We start from the raw sequence: 22,080 nt of genomic DNA, 5'->3' as shown, positions 1-22,080 counted from the left end.
GCCTCGACCATATTGGCCATGCGCCCCCTTGTGCGGCCGTGCGCCGATCGATGCGCGCGTACGGATAGTTATGATCACTAGCGCTGCGTGGGTAGGAACCTGCTGGCTGCTGTTTGGATGTACCGACCCCTCGTGTCCGACCCCGTACCGGACCCCAAGTCCCTGGGAACTTTGGAGGTGAGCCGCCGTGGCACTCTCGATTTCGGCGGTGGTGCTGCTGGCGATCATCGTCTTTCTTCTGATCAAGAAGTCAGGACTGAAAGGCGGGCACGCGGTCGTCTGCATGCTGCTCGGCTTCTATCTCGCCTCCTCGACCATCGCGCCCACCATCAGCGATCTGACCACCAACATCGCGGGCATGATCGGCAGCATCAAGTTCTGACCGCTCCCGGGGCCGTGGGCGGGGAGGGCGTCCGGCTCCCGCTCCCCGCCTGCCCCGTCCGGCCTCCCCGAAACGGGCCGGTCCGCGCCGCCGGTCGGCGGGGGACCAGGGCCTCGTAGGGTGGGTTCCATGACGGAACTGCCCGACCGGCGTCTGCTCCTGGTGCACGCGCACCCGGACGACGAGTCGATCAACAACGGCGCGACCATGGCCCGGTACGCGGCCGAGGGCGCCCAGGTGACGCTGGTGACCTGCACCCTCGGCGAGGAGGGCGAGGTCATCCCGCCCGAACTGGCCCATCTCGCCCCCGACCGCGAGGGCGGACTCGGCCCCTACCGCACCGGCGAGCTGAGCGCCGCCATGAAGGAACTGGGCGTCACCGACCACCGCTTCCTGGGCGGCCCCGGGCGGTTCCGCGACTCCGGGATGATGGGCGCCGAGCAGAACCACCGCCCCGGCGCCTTCTGGGCCGCGGACGTGGACGCCGCCGCCGACCACCTCGTCGAGGTGATCCGCGAGGTGCGCCCCCAGGTGCTCGTCACCTACGACCCCGACGGCGGGTACGGGCACCCCGACCACATCCAGGCCCACCGCGTGGCCGTGCGCGCCGCGGAACTGGCCGCGGATCCCGCCCACCGCCCCGACCTCGGCGGCGCCTGGCGGATCGCCAAGACCTACTGGAACCGGGTGCCGCGCCCGGTCGCCGAAGAGGCGTTCGCCCGCCTCCGCGAGGCCCTCCCCGGGCTGCCGTTCGACCGGACGGCCGCCGTCGACGACGTACCGGGCGTGGTCGACGAGGCGAGCGTCACCACCGAGATCGACGGCACGGCGTACGCCGCGGCGAAGGCCGCCGCGATGCGGGCGCACGCCACCCAGATCACCGTGGACGGCCCCTGGTTCGTCCTCTCGAACGAGCTGGCCCAGCCGCTCTTCACCACCGAGTACTACGAACTGGCCGGCGCCCCGCGCCCCGCGGCGCGCGAGCGCGACCTCTTCGAGGGGACCGGCACGACCGTGCGAGGGACGGATCCGCGATGAGCTCGAACGGACAGCGCGGCGGGGGAAGCCTGCTCGCCCAGCCGCTGAAGCCCCCCTCGGGCGGGCGGATCGCCGCCTACCTGGGGCTCTTCCTGCTCGGTGCCGTGGTCGGCGTCGCCGGAGCCTTGGTGCAGCCGGGCTGGTTCCCGTTCGGGCTGCTGCTCGCCCTGGCGGGCGCCGCCGGACTCTTCCTGGGCGGCGCCCGGGCGGCGGGCACCCGGGCCGGAGCCGTCGCCCCCGCGGCCGGCTGGATGGTCGCCGTCGTCCTGCTCACCGCCAGCCGCCCGGAAGGGGACTTCCTCTTCGGCGCGGGAGTCGTCTCGTATCTCTTCCTGCTCGGAGGCATGGCCGTGGCTGTGATGTGCGCCACTCTGGGCCAGGGGCGGCAACCAGGCCCTTCCGGCGCCCGACTTGGCAAGTGACGTACCACTTCGCCGTGTCGGTCCCGTGCGGGTCCCGCGCGAGATTCCTGCACGGTCGAGGTTTGCGGGCCGGACATGGCCAGTATGGTGGTGCGCGCCGCCGAGCTGCCCGAGATGAGGTCGAGTAAACGGGCGGCGGAGCCAACCGGGAGAACCTGCCTTGAGTCGTGAAACTGACAGTTCGTCCTCCGGGCCCAACGGGCGCGGTGGAGCCGCGTACCCGTCGGGGACGCCGCCGTACGGCACCCCCACGGCTTCCGAGAACGGTGCCGACGCGGGCCGTTCGGCCGCCGGCAAGCCGACGGAGGAGCGCAAGACCGAGACAACGCTGACGACACGGATCCGGATCAACATCCCCGGATCGCGGCCCATCCCGCCCGTGGTCGTCCGTACACCCGTCGCCGACACCGACGCCTCGCCCGACAGCGGCGAGAGCGCGGGAGGCGCCACACCGGCACCGCAGGGCACGAGTTCGCCCGCGGTCGCCTCCGGTCCGGCGGCCACCGCCGCGGCCCCGTCCGCCCCCGCGACCGCGCCCGTGGAACAGAGCGCGCCCGCCGAGGAGAAGACGAGCGACTGGTTCGCGCCCCGCAGGGCCGGCACGCCCCCCAAGGGCGGCTCGACCAACGGCGCGGGCCTGCCGGGCGGTTCGGCTCCCGCCGGCGCCCTGCCCGCCGGGCCCACGCCCGCCACGGGACGGCCGGCGCCGTCCACCGGGGCGGGTCCGCTGGGCATCACCGGCGGACGGCCCGGCGGCACGAACGGTGCCCCGCTCCCCGGCGCCACCGGCGCCGGACCCGTGGCCCCCGGTCACGGCGGCGGCACCGGCTCCTTCGACGTCTCCGGGGCACTGCGCGACACCGGCTCGTTCCCGGCCATCGGGTCACCCGGCGCGAACGGCACGCCCGGCGCGTCCAGCACGCCCGCGGGATCCGGCGAACCGCGCCGCGACGACCTCCCGTACTTCTCCGAGAGCGGCCGCGGCGGCCCGGCCGGTCCCACCGGCGGTCCCGCCACCGGAGACGGCCCGCTGCGGCCCCCGGCCGGCGCGGGCGCGGCCCCCGGCAGCCTGGCCGCCCGGCCCGACCCGGCCGCCGGCAACCGCAACACCGGCGCGGGATACTCCGGCGCGCGCGGCGGCCTCAGCGGCGGTCTCAGCGACGACACCGCGATCCTCACCCCGCAGAAGCCGGCGCCCGACCCGGGCCCCGGTGCCTACGGCGCCCCCGCGGACAACGTCTCCGGACACACGCTGACCAGCGGCATGCCCGTCGTGTCGCCCAGCCAGAACTTCGCCTACGACGGGGAGCCCGAGGGCGCCCGGTCGCACACCCCGCCGAAGCTCCCCGAGCCCGTGCGGCAGCCCTCCGCCCCCGCGAAGCCGGCGAAGAAGAAGGGCCGCAACAAGCCCGCGCTGCTCGGCGTCCTCGTCGTGGTCCTCGTCGGCGGTGCCTACGGCGCCGGCCTGCTCATGAACCACTCGGACGTGCCCAAGGGCACCACCGTGCTCGGCGTCGACATCGGCGGCGGCACCCGCGACGACGCCGTCCAGAAGCTCGACGACGCCCTCGGCACCCGCATGAACAAGCCGCTCACGCTGTCCGTCGACGGTGACACGGTCCAGCTCAAGCCCGACCAGGCCGGACTCCAGCTCGACAGCCAGGCCACCGTCCGTGCCGCCGCCACCAGCGACTACAACCCGATCTCCGTGATCGGCTCGCTGTTCGGGCAGGGGCGTGTGGTGGACCCCGTCATGCCGGTCGACAAGGAGAAGCTGCAGGCCGCCCTGGAGCGCGCCGCGAGCGGCTCGGGTTCGGCGAGCGACGGCACGATCAAGTTCCAGGCCGGCAAGGCCGTCCCGGTCTACGGCAAGGCCGGCAAGGGCATCGACGTCGAACCCTCGCTGCAGGCCGTCCAGGACGCGTACCGCGCCCAGGTGGAGAGCAACACGGCCGCGCCGGTGAAGGTCGCCACCACGACCCGCCAGCCGACGATCAGCAAGGCCGAGGTGGACCGGAAGATGTCGACGTTCGCGAACGTCGCCATGTCCGCGAACATCACCGTCCGGACGGACGCGGCCCACGCGGTCTCCTTCAGCCCGCAGAAGTCCATCTGGAAGTTCCTGAGCGTCCAGCCGATCCAGGGCAAGCTCGTCGAGCACTACGACCTCAAGGCGCTCGAGGAGCTGTACGGGCACGCCTTCGACGGGGTGACGATCACCAAGGGCGACGGCAGCCAGAAGGCCGTCAGCCCGCAGGACGTCGCCTCGGCCGTCGGCAGGGCGCTCGTCGGGAAGACGGCCGCCGACCGCATCATCACCATCTCCACGAACCCCACCTGAGGGGCATAGCCCACCCGTCGAGGGCGCCCGGCCGGAACTCAACCGGCCGGGCGCCCTCGCGTCGTCCGGGCCCGCCGACCCGGCGGCGTCCGCGGCGGTCCGCCCGACCCGGTCCGGGCGGACATGACGGTGGTTCGGGCCGCCGTATGACATCTGTCATCCGCCGCTCAGGACACACCACACTGCCGCGCGCTCCCCCCTGTCGACCACGATGGACGGCATGACAACGACTGCGGCGACCACCACCACATCGGTGGTCCGGTTCGAATCGGTGACCAAGAGCTACGGGAACGTCCGGGCCGTGGACGGACTGACGCTCGAACTCCACCCGGGTGAGACCGTCGCCCTGCTGGGCCCCAACGGCGCGGGCAAGTCGACCACGCTCGACCTGCTGCTCGGCCTCAAGAACGCCGACAGCGGCACCGTGCGGGTGTTCGGCACCGGCCCGCGCGAGGCGATCGTCGCCGGCCGGGTGGGCGCCATGCTCCAGAGCGGCGGGCTGATGGACGAGGTCACCGTCGGTGAACTGGTCAAGCTCGCCTGCGACCTGCACCCGAGGCCGTACCCGGCGAGCGAGGTCCTCGCCCGCGCGGGCATCGCCCAGATCGCCGACCGCAAGGTCAACAAGCTCTCCGGCGGCCAGGCGCAGCGCGTCCGCTTCGCCCTCGCCACGGCCGGCGACAGCGACCTCATCGTCCTGGACGAGCCCACCACCGGCATGGACGTCTCCGCCCGGCAGGCCTTCTGGGCCACCATGCGCGAACAGGCCGACCAGGGCCGTACGGTCCTGTTCGCCACGCACTACCTGGAAGAGGCCGACGCCATCGCCGACCGCGTGCTCGTCCTGCACCGCGGACGGCTGCTGGCCGACGGCACCGCCGCCGAGATCAAGGCCAAGGCGGGAGCGCGCCGCGTCTCCTTCGACCTGGAGGGCCCGGTCGACGAGGCCGCGCTGCGCGCGCTGCCCTTCCTCACCTCGGTCACGGTGTCCACGAACGGCTCCGCCGCGGGGTCCGGGCAGACCGTCCGCATCCAGTCCTCCGACGCCGACGCCACCGTCCACGCGCTGTACGGGCTCGGCGTCTACCCCCGCAACCTCGAAGTCGCCGGGCTCGGTCTGGAGCAGGCCTTCGTCGCCATCACCGAGGCCGAAGAGGCCACGCTCACCGCCGCCGGGGCCCAGGAGGGCACCAGCACCGCCGCCGAGGGGGCCACGTCCAAGTGAACAGTCTCATCAAGCTGGAGATCACCCGCGCCCTGCGCAACCGCAAGTTCCTGTTCTTCTCGGTCATCTACCCCTCGGCCCTGTTCCTGCTGATCGCGGGCAGCGCCGACAGCACCACGAAGGTCGACGGCACCGGACTGACCCTGCCGACCTTCTTCATGGTCTCCATGGCCTCCTTCGGCGCCCTGACCGCCGTCCTCATGGGCAACAGCGAGCGCATCGCCAAGGAGCGGGAGAGCGGCTGGGTACGGCAATTGAGGCTCACCCCGCTGCCCGGCCGCGGTTACGTGTTCGCCAAGACGGCCAGCGCCGCCGTGATCAGCCTGCCGTCGATCGTGATCGTCTTCGTGGTCGCGGCGGTGGTGAAGGACGTACGTCTGGACACCTGGCAGTGGGGCGCGCTCACCGGCGTGATCTGGGCCGGCAGCCTGGTCTTCGCCGCGCTCGGCGTCGCCATCGGCTACATGGCCAGCGGAGACGCGGTCCGGCCGATCACGATGATCGTCTACTTCGGTCTGTCGATGCTCGGCGGCCTGTGGATGCCCACGACGACGTTCCCCGACTGGCTCCAGAACATAGCCAAATGGCTCCCCACCCACGCGTACGCTGCCCTGGGGCAGGCCATCGAACTGGGGAACGCCCCGCACGCGAAGGACGTCGCCATCCTCGCCGTGTCCTTCGCCCTCTTCGCGGGCGGCGCGGCCTGGCTGTACCGGAAGGACACGCTGAAGGCGTGAACGCCATGACGGAAGACCCGCTGCCCGACGCGGCCCGCACGGACCGGATCGTGAGGATGGGGGAGTCCCCGCGCAACCTCCGCGAGGCCCTGCGCAAGTCGGTCTGGATCGTCATCTGGCTGGTGTTCCTCAGCTCGCCGGTCCACGACCTCGTCTCGGGCGACCACACGCCCGGGGCCACCGCGGCCGGCTGGGTGGGCCTCGCGGCCTTCGTCGCCGTCTATCTGACGCTGGTCTTCCGGCACATGGGCAAGGCCTTCACGGGCACCCTGGCCGTCACGCTCATGGTGTTCGCCCTGGGCGTGCTGGCCGTCGCCCTGTGCCTGACCCTCGGCGCGCCCTGGCTCGGCCTGTTCGTGTACGTCTCGGTCGCCTGCGGGACGACGTTCCCGCTGCGCGTCTCCTACTGGACGATCCCGCTGACCGCCGTCGTGATGCTGCTCGTCGGCCTGCACGGCGGCGAGGAGGACGCGCGCAACCTGGTCCTGCTCGTCGTCCTGATCGGCTTCGCGATGACCGGCGTACGGCAGTTGGTCCGTACGACGGTGGAGCTGCGCAAGGCGCGGGCCACCGTCGCCCAGCTCGCCGCCAACGAGGAGCGGCTGCGGCTCGCCCGCGACCTGCACGACCTGCTCGGCCACTCGCTGTCGCTGATCACGCTGAAGAGCGAGCTGGCCGGGCGGATGCTCCCCGACCATCCCGACAAGGCGGCCCAGCAGGTCGCCGACATCGAACAGGTCAGCCGCCAGGCCCTGGTCGACGTGCGCGAGGCCGTCACCGGCTACCGCAGGCCCCGGCTGGCCGGGGAACTCGCGGGTGCCCAGGTCGCGTTGACCGCGGCCGACGTGATCGCCGACCTGCCCGCCGAACCCGACCTCGACGGCGTCCCCGAGGAGACCGAGTCCGCGCTGGCCTGGGCGCTGCGCGAGGCGGTCACCAACGTCGTACGGCACAGCGGCGCCCGGCGCTGCACCGTGCACCTCGTCCGCCGCCAGACCCTGGACGGTCCCGTGCTCGAACTCTCGGTGGAGGACGACGGGTCGGGCGGCACCTCGTCCGCCGCACCCGGCAACGGCCTGACCGGGCTGACCGAACGCCTGGAGAAGGCGGGTGGATCGATGGAGGCGGGGCGCGTCCGGCACGGATTCCGGCTGGTGGCACGGGCACCCCTGGAGGGCGGCCGGGCCCCTGCGGGCGCGGGGGACGACCCCGTAGGATCCGGTGCATGAGCCGCACGATCAAGGTCCTGCTCGCCGAGGACCAGTCGATGGTCCGCGAGGCGCTGGCCGCCCTGCTGGGACTGGAGCCGGACATCGAGGTGGTCGCCCAGGTCGCGCGCGGCGACGAGGTGCTGGCGGCGGCCCGCGCCCACGACGTGGACGTGGCGCTCCTCGACATCGAGATGCCGGGCATGACGGGCATAGAGGCGGCGGCCGAGGTCCACAAGGAGCTCCCGGGCGTCAAGCTGCTCATCCTCACGACCTTCGGCCGCCCCGGCTATCTGCGCAGCGCCATGGAGTCCGGCGCCGACGCCTTCCTCGTCAAGGACGCCCCCGCCGCCCAACTCGCCGCGGCCGTACGCAAGGTGCTGGACGGCGAGCGGGTCATCGACCCCACCCTGGCGGCGGCCGCGCTCGCCGAGGGCGCCAACCCCCTGACCGACCGCGAACGCGAGGTCCTCCGCGTCGCCGCCGACGGCTCCACCAACGCCGAACTGGCCAAGGCCCTCCACCTCTCCCAGGGCACCGTCCGCAACTACCTCTCGACCGCGATCCAGAAGCTCGCGGTACGCAACCGCGCGGAGGCGGTACGGATCGCGCGGGAGAAGGGCTGGTTGTGAGCGGCGCGGCGGGTGTGCCTCAGTTGAGCATCGCCCGTGCCGCGTGGGCCTGTTGGCGGACCCGGGACGCGGCCGGTTCGTCGACCGCGGCCACCACGTCCGCGTAGGCGTCGAGTTCGGCGGCGCCCGTCAGGAAGTCTCCCCGCTGGACGAGGAGTTGAGCCCGCTCGTAGCGCAGCCGCGCCGGGTGCGAGGGCAGCAGCAGGGAGAGTTCCACCGACCACAGGGCCACGTCGGAGCGCTCCGGCCGCGCGGCGGCCCAGGCCCGGATGTTGTTCAGGACGCGCAGGACGACGTCGAGCGGGTCGGCGGGGGCGAGCATCGACGGGTCGAGCGGGGCGCCGGTCGCGCCGGCGACGAGGAGCTGAGCGTCGGAGCCGGTCAGGACGCGCCCGCCGTCGAACGGGTCCGCGAGCACCTGCTCCTCGGGCGGTCCGAAGCCCACCACGAAGTGGCCGGGCAGCGCGACCCCGTACACCGGCGCCCCGGCCCGCCGCGCGACCTCCATCCACACCACCGAGAGCAGGATGGGCAGCCCGCGCCGCCGGCGCAGCACCGCGTGCAGCAGGGAGGACTCCAGCCGCTGGTAGTCGCCCGGCGTGCCCCGGTACCCCAGGCGCCCGCCGAGGAGTTCGGCCAGGGCGGTCGCCCAGGCCCGGGGGCCGCCCGGCCGGAAGGGCAGCCGGCCCGCCAGCTCGTCCAGGAGGATCTGCGCCGCGTCCGTCCCGGCGTCGTCCAGGGTCCCGTCCGCCGCGGCGCCGACCAGGAGGCACAGCTCCGCCAGGTCGGGCCGCTCGGCCCGCGCCTCGTCGGCGAACCGGTGCCGTACCTCGTCGGCCCGGCCGGGCCCGGGGGGCTGAGGGGAACGCATAGCCCACTCGTGCCCGGTCACGTCGATCGATACGGCGCGGCACCCGCACCGGTCTCGCCCGGCGCGCCGCCCGTTCCCGGCGAGGCGTCCGCACCGGCGCTCCCCGGGCCGGCCTGTGCGACCGGGCCGGACGGCCACCGGTAGTGGTGGTAGGCGTGGTGCGGGGCGAAGCCCATGCGGGCGTACAGCTCCCGCGCCCCGGCGTTGTCGGCCTCCACCTGGAGCCAGGCCGCCGAGGCGCCCTCCTCCAGGGCCCGGCCGGCCAGGGCGGCCATGACGGCGGTGGCGAGGCCGCGGCGGCGCAGGCCGGGATCGACCTCCACGGCGGCGAAACCGGCCCAGCGGCCGTCGACGACGCACCGCCCGATCGCCGCCGGAGCCGCGCCCCCGGCACCGGGAACCGTCGCGAACCACACCGAGGGGCCGCCGCCCAGCACCTTCAGGGCCACCTCGCCGACGCCCTTGCGCTGATAGCGGCCGAGCCACGCCTCGTCGGCCGTGCGGGAGAGCGTCACCCCGGGTGCCTCCCGGTCCGCGACCGGCGCGAGCGCGCCGGTCCACAGCTCGGCGGTCACCTCGCGCGTCCAGCCACGTGCCTCCAGCTCGGCGCAGAGCAGTTCCTGCGTGCCCTCGGCGCCCGTGGCGGTCTGGACGAAGGCGGGCAGGTCACGGGCCGCGTACCAGTCCCGTACGTACGTGAGCGCACGGTCGAGCGGCACGCCCGGGTCGCCGAGCGGCAGCACGGAATTGGCGCGCCGGGTGAAACCGCCGGCCGCCCGCAGCTCCCAGTCGCCGAGCCGCTCGCTCTCCACCGGCGGCCAGGCCCGCGCGGCGACACGCGCCAGCTCCTGGTAGGACGCGGCGGGGCCGCGGCGACGGGCCGGGGCGGACGGCACGACCTTGGCCGCGACCAGGGAGGACTCCGCGATCCGGACCTGTTCGCCGGTCCGCCGTGTGATCAGCAGCACACCGTCGTCCCATGATGTGAGAACACCGACCGTATCGGTGAACTTCTCCACCGTGTCTCCATCGTCGGTCAGGCGCCGTACCGAGATACGTTTTCCCACGTCAGCAGCGGTGACGCGGACCTCCAGGCGGCCGGCTGCAGAGAATTCCACAGGTCAGTTCACCCCTCCTGTTCGGATCATGCCCAGGAACGGAGATACTAGGGGCGGGCATCGACTACGCCGCGCTCCCGCGCGCCAGGCAGCGGAGCCTACGACAGGCCCGCCAGCGCCCTATCGAGGAGGAACGACAGCGTGACCTACGTCATCGCGCAGCCTTGTGTCGACGTCAAGGACAAGGCGTGCATCGAGGAGTGCCCGGTCGACTGCATCTACGAGGGCTCCCGGTCCTTGTACATCCACCCGGACGAATGCGTCGACTGCGGAGCCTGTGAGCCGGTGTGCCCGGTCGAGGCGATCTTCTACGAGGACGACACTCCGGAGGAGTGGAAGGACTACTACAAGGCGAACGTCGAGTTCTTCGACGAGCTCGGCTCGCCCGGCGGCGCCAGCAAGCTCGGCCTGATCGAGCGCGACCACCCCTTCGTCGCCGCGCTGCCGCCGCAGAACCAGTAAGCGGCCCGCATGCGCGCCGCCTCGGTCCCGTACGGCCTGATCACTCCGGTCGCCGTACGGGACCGAGGCGTTTCGGTGCCCGCCACGTGAAGCGTCCGTGCCGCGGCCCGTACCCGCGTGTACGGGGCGTCCGTACGAGAAAGTGAGCCTGATCCCGTGTCCGCAGTCTCCGACCGGCTTCCCGTCTTCCCCTGGGACAAGCTGGAGCCCTTCAAGGCGACCGCCGCAGCTCACCCGGGCGGCATCGTCGACCTGTCCGTCGGCACGCCGGTCGACCCGGTGCCCGAGCTGATCCAGAAAGCTCTGGTCGCGGCCGCGGACTCGCCCGGTTATCCCACGGTGTGGGGCACGCCCGAGCTGCGGGACGCGCTCACGGGCTGGGTGGAGCGACGGCTCGGCGCGCGGGACGTCACCCACCGCCATGTCCTGCCGATCGTCGGCTCCAAGGAACTGGTCGCCTGGCTGCCGACCCAGCTCGGCCTCGGCCCCGGAGACAAGGTCGCCTACCCCCGCCTGGCCTACCCGACGTACGAGGTCGGCGCGCGGCTCGCGCGGGCGGAGCACGTGGTCTACGACGACCCGACCGAGCTGGACCCGACGGGCCTGAAGCTGCTGTGGCTGAACTCCCCGTCGAACCCGACCGGCAGGGTGCTGTCCGCCGCGGAGCTCACCCGGATCGTCGCCTGGGCCCGCGAGCACGGTGTCCTCGTCTTCTCCGACGAGTGCTACATCGAGCTGGGCTGGGAGGCCGACCCGGTCTCGGTGCTGCACCCCGACGTGTGCGGCGGCTCCTACGAGGGGATCGTCTCGGTCCACTCGCTGTCCAAGCGCTCGAACCTGGCCGGCTACCGCGCCGCGTTCCTCGCGGGCGACCCGGCCGTGCTCGGCGAGCTCCTCGCGATCCGCAAGCACGGCGGCATGATGACCTCCGCGCCGACCCAGGCCGCCGTGGTCGCCGCGCTGTCGGACGACACGCACGTCCGGGAGCAGCGCGAGCGCTACGCGGCCCGCCGCACCGCCCTGCGCGACGCCCTCCTGGGCCACGGCTTCCGGATCGAGCACAGCGAGGCGAGCCTGTACCTGTGGGCGACCCGGGACGAGTCCTGCTGGTCCACGGTGGCCCACCTGGCCGAGCTGGGCATCCTGGTGGCCCCCGGCGACTTCTACGGCGAGGCGGGCGAGCGGTTCGTCCGCGTGGCGCTCACGGCCTCGGACGAGCGGGTGGCGGCGGCCGTGGAGCGGCTGCGGTAGTCCGGCCGTCCTGCCGCGCACCGTCGTGGACAGCGGAACGGGGGTCCGGGGAAGCGCGTTCCCCGGACCCCCGTGGCCGTACGGCCCGCCCGGACCGCTGACCGCGGCCCGGCGGCGGGATCTAGCCGAGCGGCAGGCCCTTCAGCGGGAGCTGTCCCGTCGGCAGGCCGCCCTTGGTCACGGCGTCCGTCGGCAGGCCGCCCTTCGTGACGGCGTCCGTCGGCAGGCCGCCGCCGGACGCGGCCTTCGTGGTGTCACCGAGCAGGCCGCCGGCCTGCCCCGCGACGTCACCGGCCACCTTCTGCGCGGCGGGCGTCGCCTTCTTGGCGGCCTTGCCGCCGGCCTTGCCCGCGGCCGGGAGGGACTTCTTGACCGCCGCACCGCCGGACGTGTCGGCGATCCCGGTGACGTGGTGCGTGGCTCCGTCGAGGGTGTGGCTGACGTTCGCCCCGTCCAGGGCGGTCAGCCCGCCGAGGCCGGGGGCGGCCGGCAGGTCGACGGCCGCGCTCGCGGAGCCGGCCGCGCCGACCACGGGTGCCGCTCCGGCCGCGACGAGCAGCGCGACACGGGCGATCCGGTGGGTCAGGGAGAGGGACATGGTGCTCCTTAGACGGAAGGGAACGGGAAGCGTCCGGCCGGAGCCGATCGGCCGAGTCGATCGGCCGGGTCGATCGGGAGGTGATCGTTCCGGGCTCGGACGCAGTGACTACCGCTCGAAGTCCGCGAAGGTTGCGGTGGCCCGCCGCAAAGAGTTGGTAATGCGTCGCATTATCGGTTGTGGATAAAAACGGGCAAACGATGCCCGGCCCAAGGGCTCGTGGAGTCGCCACGGCCCTTTGCTCCCAAGGGTTTCCACGCGCCGGGGAGTGAGTGCCCGAAAGCGCGCGCACATCGCCGGCCCCCGGAGTCCGCGTCCTCCCCAGGGGTGAGGGACCGCACTACTGCCCGGTGACGATCCGGACCTCGGCGGCGGCGTCCTCCGCCTCCGCGCCGCTCTTGTCGTCGGCCGCGCGCCACGAGCCCTCCGCGGTCCCCGCGGTCCACTCGCGCCCCGCGTACGACACCCGGTCGATGTGCAGGGCCGAGGAGTTGGCGACGGCCCAGTGCGCCACCTCCCAGCCGCGGCGGAGCGCCGTGGTCCCGGATCCGGACCCCTCGCGCACGGGGACGGTCACCGTGCGGTCGGCGGTCTTTGTGGCGACGGGGGCGGGAGAGGCCGAGGCGGCGGAAGCCGTGGAGACCGGGGAGTCCGAGGCGACCGCGGACCGCGACGCGGCCGGTGCCGGTGCGGCGGAGGAACCCGCGGCGTCCACCGTGGCACCCGCCTCCTGGAACACGTCCCGCCCGAAGTCCCGTGCCAGCGCGGCGCGCACCGGCTCCGGGCCGCCCGCCGGAGTGGTCGCGGCCGGGCGCCCCTGACAGGTCAGCGTGGCCGCCGCGCGGCCGGTCAGGGCGGCGGCGAGCAGCGTGGCGTCCGGCTCGTGCTTGGCGTACGCCTGCGGGAAGCCGCTGTGCTGCACCCGCTGCGCGGCCACCGTCAGCGGCAGCCGGGAGTACCCGGGCACCTTGGCCAGGTGTTCGTAGAAGATGCCCGCCGCGTACGTCGGGTCCATGATCTGTTTCTCCGTGCCCCAGCCCTGCGACGGGCGCTGCTGGAACAGACCGAGGGAGTCCCGGTCGCCGTGCCGGATGTTGCGCAGCCCCGACTCCTGGAGCGCCGTCGCGAGGGCGATGGCCACCGCGCGCTCGGGCATGCCGCGCGAGGTGCCGATCGCCGAGATCGTCGCCGCGTTCACCGCCTGTTCGGGAGTGAACTCGTACGACGCGCCGTCGCCGTTCGCGGAGACGACCTTGCACCGCGGCGCGCCCACGCCGCCGGTGAGGTACTGCACGCCGAGGTAACCGGCGACCGCGAGGAGGACCACGAGGGCCCCGCCGTAACGCAGGAGGCGACGGCGGCGTCGCCGGACAGGAGTGGGGGACGGCTCAGACACGCGTACAAGGTACTGGAGAGCGCTGTGGGCGAACCCTGGGGCTGTGGACAACGTCGGCGGCGCCGGGGGATACGACCGCATCCGGCTGCTTTCGGTACCCCAGGACCGGGCGCGCTAGGGTCGAGGCCATGGCCGACACCCCTCTTGACCTCACCCTGGACGCGGCGGAGCTCACCGCCCGGCTCGTCGACTTCCGCTCGGAGAGCGGCGCCGAGAAGCCGCTCGCGGACGCCGTCGAGACGGCCCTGCGCGCGCTGCCGCACCTGACGGTCGACCGCCACGGCAACAACGTCGTGGCCCGCACGAACCTGGGCCGCGCCGAGCGGGTCGTCCTGGCCGGTCACATCGACACCGTGCCGATCGCCGGCAACGTGCCCTCCCGCCTCGACGAGGACGGCGTGCTGTGGGGCTGCGGCACCTGCGACATGAAGTCGGGCGTCGCCGTCCAGCTCCGTATCGCGGCCACCGTCCCCGAGCCGAACCGGGACCTCACCTTCGTCTTCTACGACAACGAGGAGGTCGCGGCCGATCTGAACGGGCTGAAGCACGTGGCCGAGGCGCACCCCGAGTGGCTGCGGGGCGACTTCGCGGTCCTCCTGGAGCCCTCCGACGGACAGGTCGAGGGCGGCTGCCAGGGCACGCTGCGGGTCCTGCTGAAGACCAAGGGCGAACGGGCCCACTCGGCCCGGAGCTGGATGGGTTCGAACGCGATCCACGCGGCCTCCCCGATCCTGGCCGCGCTGGCCGCGTACGAGCCGCGCTACCCGGTGATCGACGGTCTGGAGTACCGCGAGGGCCTGAACGCGGTGAACATCTCCGGCGGGGTCGCCGGCAACGTCATCCCCGACGAGTGCGTCGTCACCGTCAACTTCCGCTACGCGCCCGACCGCACCGAGGAGGAGGCGATCGAGCACGTCCGCGAGGTCTTCGCCGACTGCGGCGTGGCGGAGTTCGTCGTCGACGACCACAGCGGTGCCGCCCTGCCCGGCCTGTCCCACCCGGCCGCCGCCGCGTTCATCGAGGCGGTGGGGGGCACCCCACAGCCCAAGTACGGCTGGACGGACGTCTCCCGTTTCAGCGGTCTCGGCATCCCGGCGGTCAACTACGGCCCCGGCAATCCGCACCTGGCCCACAAGCGGGACGAGCGCGTGGACACGGCCAAGATCCTGGCGGGCGAACAGCGGCTGCGCGACTGGCTCACCGCCTGAGGAGCGCCCCGTACCCGTCGGCTGTTCACGGCGGACATGCCCACGTCCCCCCGCCGTAACCAGCGGAGATCTACGCTGGGGCGGAACGACCTTCCCCCGCACCGGTTTCGGCCGGGGCGGGGGAGATCCGTACGCGGAGGGAGTGGACATGGCTACTGGAGACCCGAGGGGCAAGAAGCGGCCACCTGAGGAGCAGCGGCTGGGCCCGGTGCTGCGCAGGCGGGACCAGGTGCAGGCGAGCACCACGGATCAGCGGCTGCTGGACGCGGGCGGTCCCTCGGACTGGGTGCACACCGATCCCTGGCGTGTTCTGCGCATCCAGTCGGAGTTCATCGAAGGCTTCGGCACCCTCGCCGAACTCCCGGCCGCGATCAGCGTGTTCGGCTCGGCGCGGACCCGGGTCGACTCGGCCGAGTACGAGGCGGGGGTCGCGCTCGGCCGCGGCCTGGTGGACGCCGGGTTCGCGGTGATCACCGGTGGCGGTCCGGGTGCCATGGAGGCGGCGAACAAGGGTGCCCTGGAGGCGAAGGGCATCTCCGTCGGCCTCGGCATCGAGCTGCCCTTCGAGCAGGGGCTGAACCCGTACGTCGACATCGGCCTGAACTTCCGCTACTTCTTCGTGCGCAAGATGATGTTCGTCAAGTACGCGCAGGGGTTCGTGGTCCTGCCCGGCGGCCTCGGCACCCTGGACGAGCTCTTCGAGGCGCTCACCCTGGTCCAGACCCAGAAGGTCACCCGCTTCCCCATCGTGCTGTTCGGCACGGAGTACTGGGGCGGCCTGGTGGACTGGCTCAGGAACACCCTCGTCGCCCAGGGCAAGGCGGCGGAGAAGGACCTGATGCTGTTCCACGTGACCGACGACGTGGACGAAGCGGTGGCCCTCATGTCGAAGGAAGCCGGCCGCTAGGTCGTGTCCGCAAAGTCTCGCCTGCCCGGCGACGCGGACACGCCCTAGCCGTTCACGGGGGGGGTGGGGGGTACGGCAGCCGTACCCCCCACCCCGTCCGCTACGCCAGCCCGCGCCGGGCCACCGCCGGCGGCCGGTGCCCGGCGATCGACGCCACCATGTCCAGCACCTGACGGGTCTCCGCGACCTCGTGGACGCGGTACACCTGCGCCCCCAGCCACGCCGAGACCGCGGTCGTCGCCAGGGTCCCGACGACCCGCTCCTTGACCGGCTTGTCGAGCGTCTCGCCGACGAAGTCCTTGTTGGAGAGGGAGACGAGAACCGGCCAACCGGTGGAGACCATCTCCTCGAGCCGCCGCGTCGCCTCCAGGCTGTGCCGGGTGTTCTTCCCGAAGTCGTGTCCGGGATCGATGAGCACCGACTCGCGCGGCACACCGAGGGCGACCGCCCGCTCCGCCAGGCCGAGCGTGACCCGCAGGATGTCGGCCATCACGTCCTCGTAGGCGATCCGGTGCGGACGCGTGCGCGGCTCGGACTCCCCGGCGTGCGTGCACACGAGCCCGACCCCGTACCGGGCGGCCACCTCGGCCAGCCGGGGATCGACCCCGCCCCAGGCGTCGTTCAGCAGGTCGGCGCCGGCCTCGCAGACCGCCTCGCCGACCTCGTGCCGCCAGGTGTCGACGCTGATGACCACGTCCGGGAAGCGGCGGCGCACCTCGGCGACGAAGCCGACCGTCCGCCGCGCCTCCTCATCGGCGGTGACCTCCTCGCCCGGACCGGCCTTGACCCCGCCGATGTCGATGATCGCGGCCCCCTCGGACACCGCCTGCTCCACGCGCGCGAGAGCCGGCTCGTCGCGGAAGGTGGCCCCCTGGTCGTAGAAGGAGTCCGGGGTCCGGTTCACGATCGCCATGATCACCGGCTCGTGCGCGTCGAATTCGCGCCTGCCCAGCCTGAGCATCCCCTGTGACCTCTCCCAGTCAGTCGCACCGATAAGCCGCCTGCGACCTTAACTGTCACACTCGCATGGCACGATCGGAGCCTGACACTTCCAGCGTCAGACTGCTTTCGTCAGCACCAGTACTTTCGCGCCGACGCGACCCGCGCCGGCCTCAGAGCGTGGGGACCTCAGCGATGTTCATGTTCTTGTTCCTGGTCGTCGCCCTCGCCGTCGTGGTCGCCGCGGTGACCCTGTCCGTGGTGGGCGGCGGTGAGAACGCGCCCCTTCCCGACGCCGAGCCCGAGCGGCTGCACGATCCGCTCCCGTACGACCGCCCTGTGCACAAGGGCGACGTGGACGCCCTGCGTTTCGCCGTCACCGTGCGCGGCTACCGCATGGCGGACGTGGACGACGCCCTGGGCCGTCTCGGGGCCGAGATCGGCGAGCGGGACGCCCGGATCGCCGATCTGGAGGCGGCGCTCGCCGGGGCCCGCGCGGCGGGCGGCACCACCTCGCTGCGCAAGCACCCCGAGGACGAGCGGTGAGCGGCGCGCTGGCCGGCCCCGACGGACTGCTGCGCTGCCCCTGGGCGCTGTCCACCGAGGACTACGTGGCGTATCACGACGAGGAGTGGGGCAGGCCCGTCCGCGGCGACGACGCCCTGTACGAGCGGCTGTGCCTGGAGGCCTTCCAGTCGGGGCTGTCGTGGATCACGATCCTGCGCCGCCGCTCCGGCTTCCGCGCGGCCTTCGCGGACTTCGAGATCGCCAAGGTCGCGATGTTCACGGAGGCCGACGAGGAGCGCCTGCTCGCCGACCCGGGGATCATCCGCAACGGCGCCAAGATCCGGGCGACCGTCGCCAACGCGCGCGTGCTGGCCGCGTGGGCCCCGGGCGAGCTGGACGAGCTCGTCTGGTCCTTCGCCCCCGACCACACCTCGCGTCCGGCCCCCGAGAACCTCTCCGACGTGCCGGCGGTCACCGACGAGTCGACCGCGCTGTCCAAGGCGCTCAAGAAGCGCGGCATCCGCTTCGTGGGCCCGACGACGGCGTACGCGCTGATGCAGGCGTGCGGCCTGGTGAACGACCACCTGGCCGACTGCGCGGTGCGCGACGCCGGCTGACCGCGTGACGCCCGCACGGGCGCGGAGGCGGCCGCCGCGGGCCGCACGCGCGGTCCGCGGCGAACCCCCGGAGGTTCAGCGCCCCAGGTACTTGGGCTTCTCCTTGTTCACGAACGCCTGGACCGCGATGGCGTGGTCCTCGGAGGCACCGGCCCGCCCCTGGAGCTCGTCCTCCTTCTCCAGGGTCTCCTCCAGCGAGTGGGTCAGCCCGAACGCGAGGGACTCCTTCAGGGCGGCATAGGCCAGCGTCGGCCCGGAGGCCAGGGCCCGCGCCACCTTCTCCGCCTCGGCCCGCACCTCGGCGGCCGGAACCAGCCGGTTCGCGATGCCCAGCTCGTACGCCTCCTGGGCGCTGATGCTGCGCGGGAAGAGGAGCAGATCGGCGGCACGGCTCGGGCCGATCACCCGCGGCAGCGTCCAGGAGATGCCCGAGTCGGCGGTCAGCGCGACACCGGCGAAGGACGTGTTGAAGGCGGCCGTGTCGGCGACGACGCGGTAGTCCGCGGCCAGCGCGAACCCGAACCCGGCCCCGGCGGCGACTCCGTTGACCCCGGCCACCACGGGCTTCGCGGCGCCGACCAGCGCCCGCACGATGGGGTTGTAGTGCTCGCGGACGGTACTCATCGTCCCGCCCGACCCCGACTCCCGGTCGGCGGCCAGCAGTCCGATGTGCTCCTTGAGGTCCTGGCCGACGCAGAACGCCCGGTCACCGGCCGCGGTCAGCAGGATGGCCCGTACGGCGTCGTCCCCGGCGGCCGCCTGCGCCGCGTCCCGGAAGGCGACCTTGGTCTCGACGTTCATCGCGTTCATCGCCTCGGGGCGGTTCAGTGTGATCGTCGCGAGTCCGTCGCTCACCTCGTAGAGCACGGTGTCGGCCATGGTGGGTCCCTTCCGGGGGTCGCGGCTCGTCGTACCGGCCGGTACGTCCTGTGTCCGATGACAGCATGGCGGAGATCACCGGCCGTGGCGCGGGGCATGCATGTGACCTGCATCAAAGAATTCCGTGCCACGAAGGCCGATGCGGCGGCGCAGTATCGCAGCCACATCGCCGAATTGGGTGGTTTTGCTCAAGCGCGTTGCGCAAGCGATGCCGACTGATGTTGGTCATCGGGTCCTGAGATGCGAGATAATGGCCTGGAAGCAATGTGTTCGATGCCGGTGACGTGTGTCCTATGAGAGGACGTGCGTGCCCTCCGAGGGGGCCGTCGGCGACGATGAGCTGGTTTCAGGAAGGGGAACGAGCATGGCGGCCATGAAGCCGCGGACGGGCGATGGCCCGCTCGAGGTGACCAAGGAGGGGCGGGGCATCGTCATGCGCGTTCCGCTCGAAGGCGGCGGTCGGCTCGTCGTCGAGCTGACCCCTGACGAGGCCGACGCGCTCGGCGACGCCCTCAAGAAGGTCGTCGGCTGACGCGGAACGCGACCCTTAGCTCTTTCGGCTTCCCCGGTACCGCACATGGTGCCGGGGAAGCCGCATTTCCACGGTCGTACGAGACCGCCGCGCAGCCCCGACGCGCGAGAAAGCGCAGGTCAGCGCTCTGCGAGAGCAGGCTGGTCGGCGCTCGGCGGGAACGGGCGGGTCAGCGCTTGACCGCGCACAGCAGGCCGTCGCCCACCGGCAGCAGGGAGGGCACCAGCTCCTGGCTCTCGCGCACCGCGCGCAGCAGTTCGCGCAGCCGGCTCACCTCGACCGGCTGCGGCCCCGAGTCCACGGTGCGGCCGTCCGCGAAGACGCCCTCGAAGGCGACGAGCCCGCCCGGGCGCAGCAGGCGCAACGATTCAGCGAGGTAGTCCAGGCTCTCCAGCCGGTCGCCGTCGCAGAACACCAGGTCGTATCCGGCGTCCGCGAGACGGGGCAGGACGTCCAGCGCGCGGCCCGGGATGAAGCGCGCCCGGTTGCTGGCGAACCCGGCGGCGCGGAAGGCCTGGCGGGCGAACTGCTGGCGCTCCGGCTCCGGATCCACGGTGGTCAGTACCCCGTCCGGCCGCATGCCGTGCAGAAGATGAATCCCGGAGACGCCGGTCCCGGTACCGATCTCGGCGACCGCCTTCGCGTCCAGGGTGGCGGCGAGCATGCGCAGCGCGGCACCCGTGCCGGGTGTCACCGAGCGCAGGCCGACCTCGTGGGCCCGGTCCCGGGCCCAGCGCAGCGCCTCGTCCTCGGCGACAAAGGCGTCGGCGAACGCCGCCCAGCTCGTCTGCCGGTTGCCGGTAATGACCCTCTCCTGTCCCCGTGGTTGCCTGGGCGTGACTGTATCCGTTGGTGCTGGGAACCTGCGGATGGGACCGGGCGTTTAGAGGGGTGGGAGAACCGAGCGGGGGGAAGTCGATGAGTCGGTACACGGAGCGGGGACGCGGGCGGACACCGGCGCACCCATATGAGCCCGTATCAAATTCCCGTAAAACCGCTTATCCGGAGCTAACGGGCGAGGTGGCTATGGTAGGGGCTCCACTGGACACCACCAGAGCCGACAGGGGAGGTGCGGCTGCGCCTGTGGATCGGGGAGGAATGCTGCGGCGCCTGCTCAGATCGACCGGTGAGCCGAAATCCGTGACCGACAACGCCGACCAGCTCCCCGTTGCTGCCCCCGCGCAGACCGCGACGTTCACCACCGACGCGGAGGCGCAGGCGTGGACTCCGCCCACCTGGGAGGAGATCGTCAGCACGCACAGCGGTCGCGTCTACCGTCTCGCCTACCGCCTCACGGGCAACCAGCACGACGCGGAGGACCTCACCCAGGAGGTCTTCGTCCGCGTCTTCCGCTCGCTGTCGACCTATACGCCCGGCACCTTCGAGGGCTGGCTCCACCGCATCACCACGAACCTCTTCCTCGACATGGTGCGGCGCAAGCAGCGCATCCGCTTCGACGCCCTGGGCGACGACGCGGCCGAGCGGCTGCCCAGCCGTGAGCCCTCCCCGCAGCAGGTCTTCAACGACGCGCACTTCGACGCCGACGTCCAGCAGGCGCTGGACACCCTCGCGCCGGAGTTCCGCGCCGCCGTCGTCCTCTGCGACATCGAGGGACTGTCCTACGAGGAGATCGCCGCGACCCTGGGCGTCAAGCTCGGCACGGTCCGTTCCCGGATCCACCGCGGCCGCTCCCAGCTCCGCAAGGCCCTGGCACACCGGTCTCCCGAGGCCCGCGCCGAGCGTCGCTCGTTCGCGGCCCGAGTGCCCGTGCTGGGGGGAGGGGGCGCGACCGCGTGAGTGGAACCCGTCCCACCCCTGCCGAGCAGCACCTCGGAGACCGACTTTCCGCCCTGGTGGACGGAGAGCTCGGTCATGAGTCGCGCGACCGCGTCCTGGCCCACCTCGCCACCTGCGCCAAGTGCAAGGCCGAGGCCGACGCCCAGCGCCGACTGAAGAACGTCTTCGCGGAAGTGGCCCCGCCGCCGCCCTCCGAGAGCTTCCTCGCCCGCCTCCAGGGACTCCCCGGGGGAGGCGACTCCGACAGCCCGCGCCTGAACGGCGGCAGCTTCGGCGGTGGACTGCCCGGCGGCTCCACGGGCTCAGGACTGCCCGGCGGCTTCGGACTGCGCGGCGGGACCTTCGGGTACGTGCCGGGCGGACCGCACGCCGACGTACTGCCTCCCGCTCCGGGGCGCGGCTTCCGCATCCACGACGTCAGCCGTCACGAGGCCGACCGGTCCGCGTCGCGCGGGCTGCGGTTCGCGTTCGTCGCCGCGGGCGCGGTCTCGCTCGCGGCCGTCGCGCTCGGCGGCGTGACCACCGGCATGCCCGGGGACACGGACGCGCGTGGAGGAGCCGGCGCCGGGAGCAACGTCACGCCGTCCCGGTCCCAGGGCGCGGGCGCGACCTCGACCCCCGAGTCGCAGCGCCGCCGGTCCACCGGACCGCTGCTCGCCCAGGGCGAGCGGTCGCTCGGGACCGGTCAGGTGGCGCCGACCTCGGTGTCCGCCCCGCTGCTGCCCGGAGTCCCCGCTCCGGCGGGCCGCGCCCAGGACGCCGTGCACACACTGACGACACCGGTGGTCGCCGGTGCCGCCGCGATGTCCCCGCTCATACGTCCCCTCACCGACGTCCAGCCGCTCACGCCGACCCGGGCGCCGGGGCTGCTCGCCGCGCCCGCCGCGACACCGTCTCCCACTTCGTCCCCGTCCCCCACCCCTCGTAACGCCCACTGACACCGTCCTCTGCGCGTCGGCCCGGGAACCTGGTTGAATCCGGGGTGAGCCGCGTCCGCGGGAGGGATCACGGAC

25 protein-coding genes are annotated in these 22,080 nt (G+C 72.8%); 18 read left to right on the top strand and 7 right to left on the bottom strand.

The window, feature by feature from the left end:
* Positions 1-187: 187 nt before the first annotated feature.
* From ACFRIC_RS20925 to ACFRIC_RS20890, 8 genes are all read left to right on the top strand, one after another.
* The gene (locus ACFRIC_RS20925) at positions 188-382 is read left to right on the top strand and encodes a hypothetical protein (RefSeq protein WP_037620693.1); all 195 of its coding nucleotides are present in this window, start codon (positions 188-190) and stop codon (positions 380-382) included.
* A gap of 129 nt (positions 383-511) precedes the next feature.
* Positions 512-1,420, top strand: a complete 909-nt coding sequence (gene mshB, locus ACFRIC_RS20920; protein ID WP_382787757.1) for an N-acetyl-1-D-myo-inositol-2-amino-2-deoxy-alpha-D-glucopyranoside deacetylase — start codon at positions 512-514, stop codon at positions 1,418-1,420.
* On the top strand, positions 1,417-1,842 hold the full coding sequence (locus ACFRIC_RS20915) for a DUF6113 family protein (protein WP_382787755.1): 426 nt from the start codon (positions 1,417-1,419) through the stop codon (positions 1,840-1,842). The genes mshB and ACFRIC_RS20915 overlap by 4 nt, the downstream gene beginning before the upstream one ends.
* 160 nt (positions 1,843-2,002) lie before the next feature.
* Entirely contained in the window at positions 2,003-4,183 is a 2,181-nt protein-coding gene (locus tag ACFRIC_RS20910; protein WP_382787753.1) for a hypothetical protein, read from the top strand.
* A gap of 220 nt (positions 4,184-4,403) precedes the next feature.
* Entirely contained in the window at positions 4,404-5,408 is a 1,005-nt protein-coding gene (locus ACFRIC_RS20905) for an ABC transporter ATP-binding protein (protein ID WP_382787751.1), read from the top strand.
* On the top strand, positions 5,405-6,145 hold the full coding sequence (locus ACFRIC_RS20900) for an ABC transporter permease (RefSeq protein ID WP_382787749.1): 741 nt from the start codon (positions 5,405-5,407) through the stop codon (positions 6,143-6,145). Before ACFRIC_RS20905 ends, ACFRIC_RS20900 begins: the two co-directional genes overlap by 4 nt.
* Positions 6,146-6,150: 5 nt before the next feature.
* Complete coding sequence (locus ACFRIC_RS20895) at positions 6,151-7,374, top strand: sensor histidine kinase (protein WP_382788054.1); 1,224 nt, start codon at positions 6,151-6,153, stop codon at positions 7,372-7,374.
* Positions 7,371-7,985 (top strand): response regulator, encoded by a 615-nt coding sequence (locus ACFRIC_RS20890; RefSeq protein WP_382787747.1) that lies wholly within the window; start codon positions 7,371-7,373, stop codon positions 7,983-7,985. The genes ACFRIC_RS20895 and ACFRIC_RS20890 overlap by 4 nt, the downstream gene beginning before the upstream one ends.
* 19 nt (positions 7,986-8,004) lie before the next feature.
* Here the strand turns inward: ACFRIC_RS20890 and ACFRIC_RS20885 are convergent, their stop codons facing one another.
* Together ACFRIC_RS20885 and ACFRIC_RS20880 are read right to left on the bottom strand one after the other, a co-directional pair.
* Entirely contained in the window at positions 8,005-8,856 is an 852-nt protein-coding gene (locus ACFRIC_RS20885) for a SirB1 family protein (protein WP_382787745.1), read from the bottom strand.
* A 17-nt stretch (positions 8,857-8,873) separates the two neighbouring features.
* Positions 8,874-9,974 (bottom strand): GNAT family N-acetyltransferase, encoded by a 1,101-nt coding sequence (locus ACFRIC_RS20880; RefSeq protein ID WP_382787743.1) that lies wholly within the window; start codon positions 9,972-9,974, stop codon positions 8,874-8,876.
* A 141-nt stretch (positions 9,975-10,115) separates the two neighbouring features.
* On the opposite strand from ACFRIC_RS20880, the gene fdxA reads away from it, so the two are divergent.
* Positions 10,116-10,436 (top strand): ferredoxin, encoded by a 321-nt coding sequence (fdxA, locus tag ACFRIC_RS20875; protein WP_019058397.1) that lies wholly within the window; start codon positions 10,116-10,118, stop codon positions 10,434-10,436.
* 156 nt (positions 10,437-10,592) lie between these two features.
* Positions 10,593-11,687, top strand: coding sequence for a bifunctional succinyldiaminopimelate transaminase/glutamate-prephenate aminotransferase (locus ACFRIC_RS20870; RefSeq protein ID WP_382787741.1), 1,095 nt, complete (start codon positions 10,593-10,595; stop codon positions 11,685-11,687).
* 121 nt (positions 11,688-11,808) lie between these two features.
* On the opposite strand, the gene ACFRIC_RS20865 is transcribed toward ACFRIC_RS20870, so the two are convergent.
* The gene (locus ACFRIC_RS20865; protein WP_382787739.1) at positions 11,809-12,285 is read right to left on the bottom strand and encodes an ATP-binding protein; all 477 of its coding nucleotides are present in this window, start codon (positions 12,283-12,285) and stop codon (positions 11,809-11,811) included.
* Positions 12,286-12,625: 340 nt separating this feature from the next.
* Positions 12,626-13,681, bottom strand: a complete 1,056-nt coding sequence (locus ACFRIC_RS20860; RefSeq protein ID WP_382787737.1) for a heavy metal transporter — start codon at positions 13,679-13,681, stop codon at positions 12,626-12,628.
* A 128-nt stretch (positions 13,682-13,809) separates the two neighbouring features.
* On the opposite strand from ACFRIC_RS20860, the gene dapE reads away from it, so the two are divergent.
* Both dapE and ACFRIC_RS20850 read left to right on the top strand, forming a co-directional pair.
* Positions 13,810-14,889 (top strand): succinyl-diaminopimelate desuccinylase, encoded by a 1,080-nt coding sequence (gene dapE / locus ACFRIC_RS20855; RefSeq protein WP_382787735.1) that lies wholly within the window; start codon positions 13,810-13,812, stop codon positions 14,887-14,889.
* A gap of 148 nt (positions 14,890-15,037) precedes the next feature.
* The gene (locus ACFRIC_RS20850; RefSeq protein ID WP_382787733.1) at positions 15,038-15,796 is read left to right on the top strand and encodes a TIGR00730 family Rossman fold protein; all 759 of its coding nucleotides are present in this window, start codon (positions 15,038-15,040) and stop codon (positions 15,794-15,796) included.
* A gap of 100 nt (positions 15,797-15,896) precedes the next feature.
* Here the strand turns inward: ACFRIC_RS20850 and folP are convergent, their stop codons facing one another.
* Positions 15,897-16,757: a dihydropteroate synthase gene (folP, locus tag ACFRIC_RS20845; protein WP_382787731.1), complete on the bottom strand. Its 861-nt coding sequence runs from the start codon at positions 16,755-16,757 to the stop codon at positions 15,897-15,899.
* 173 nt (positions 16,758-16,930) lie between these two features.
* On the opposite strand from folP, the gene ACFRIC_RS20840 reads away from it, so the two are divergent.
* The gene (locus ACFRIC_RS20840; protein ID WP_382787729.1) at positions 16,931-17,281 is read left to right on the top strand and encodes a DivIVA domain-containing protein; all 351 of its coding nucleotides are present in this window, start codon (positions 16,931-16,933) and stop codon (positions 17,279-17,281) included.
* Positions 17,278-17,859, top strand: coding sequence for a DNA-3-methyladenine glycosylase I (locus ACFRIC_RS20835; RefSeq protein WP_382787727.1), 582 nt, complete (start codon positions 17,278-17,280; stop codon positions 17,857-17,859). The genes ACFRIC_RS20840 and ACFRIC_RS20835 overlap by 4 nt, the downstream gene beginning before the upstream one ends.
* A gap of 75 nt (positions 17,860-17,934) precedes the next feature.
* On the opposite strand, the gene ACFRIC_RS20830 is transcribed toward ACFRIC_RS20835, so the two are convergent.
* The gene (locus ACFRIC_RS20830; RefSeq protein WP_382787725.1) at positions 17,935-18,738 is read right to left on the bottom strand and encodes an enoyl-CoA hydratase/isomerase family protein; all 804 of its coding nucleotides are present in this window, start codon (positions 18,736-18,738) and stop codon (positions 17,935-17,937) included.
* A gap of 84 nt (positions 18,739-18,822) precedes the next feature.
* On the opposite strand from ACFRIC_RS20830, the gene ACFRIC_RS20825 reads away from it, so the two are divergent.
* Together ACFRIC_RS20825 and ACFRIC_RS20820 are read left to right on the top strand one after the other, a co-directional pair.
* A complete protein-coding gene (locus ACFRIC_RS20825) occupies positions 18,823-18,957 on the top strand; it encodes a hypothetical protein (protein WP_382787723.1) in 135 nt (44 codons plus the stop codon).
* Positions 18,958-19,102: 145 nt separating this feature from the next.
* A complete protein-coding gene (locus ACFRIC_RS20820; protein ID WP_003966491.1) occupies positions 19,103-19,270 on the top strand; it encodes a DUF3117 domain-containing protein in 168 nt (55 codons plus the stop codon).
* Between the two features lie 169 nt (positions 19,271-19,439).
* Here ACFRIC_RS20820 and ACFRIC_RS20815 read toward each other — a convergent pair whose 3' ends face one another.
* Positions 19,440-20,141, bottom strand: coding sequence for an O-methyltransferase (locus ACFRIC_RS20815; protein WP_382788052.1), 702 nt, complete (start codon positions 20,139-20,141; stop codon positions 19,440-19,442).
* 227 nt (positions 20,142-20,368) lie between these two features.
* Between ACFRIC_RS20815 and sigE the strand changes: the two genes are divergently transcribed.
* The gene (gene sigE / locus ACFRIC_RS20810; protein WP_361688844.1) at positions 20,369-21,067 is read left to right on the top strand and encodes an RNA polymerase sigma factor SigE; all 699 of its coding nucleotides are present in this window, start codon (positions 20,369-20,371) and stop codon (positions 21,065-21,067) included.
* On the top strand, positions 21,064-22,005 hold the full coding sequence (locus ACFRIC_RS20805; RefSeq protein WP_382787720.1) for an anti-sigma factor family protein: 942 nt from the start codon (positions 21,064-21,066) through the stop codon (positions 22,003-22,005). Before sigE ends, ACFRIC_RS20805 begins: the two co-directional genes overlap by 4 nt.
* Positions 22,006-22,080 lie beyond the last annotated feature (75 nt).

It is taken from the genome of Streptomyces sp. NPDC056738, assembly GCF_042790435.1.
Classification (GTDB): Bacteria; Actinomycetota; Actinomycetes; order Streptomycetales; family Streptomycetaceae; genus Streptomyces.
Note: the sequence above shows the minus strand (reverse complement) of the source record. Positions and strands in the feature narration are given on the sequence as shown.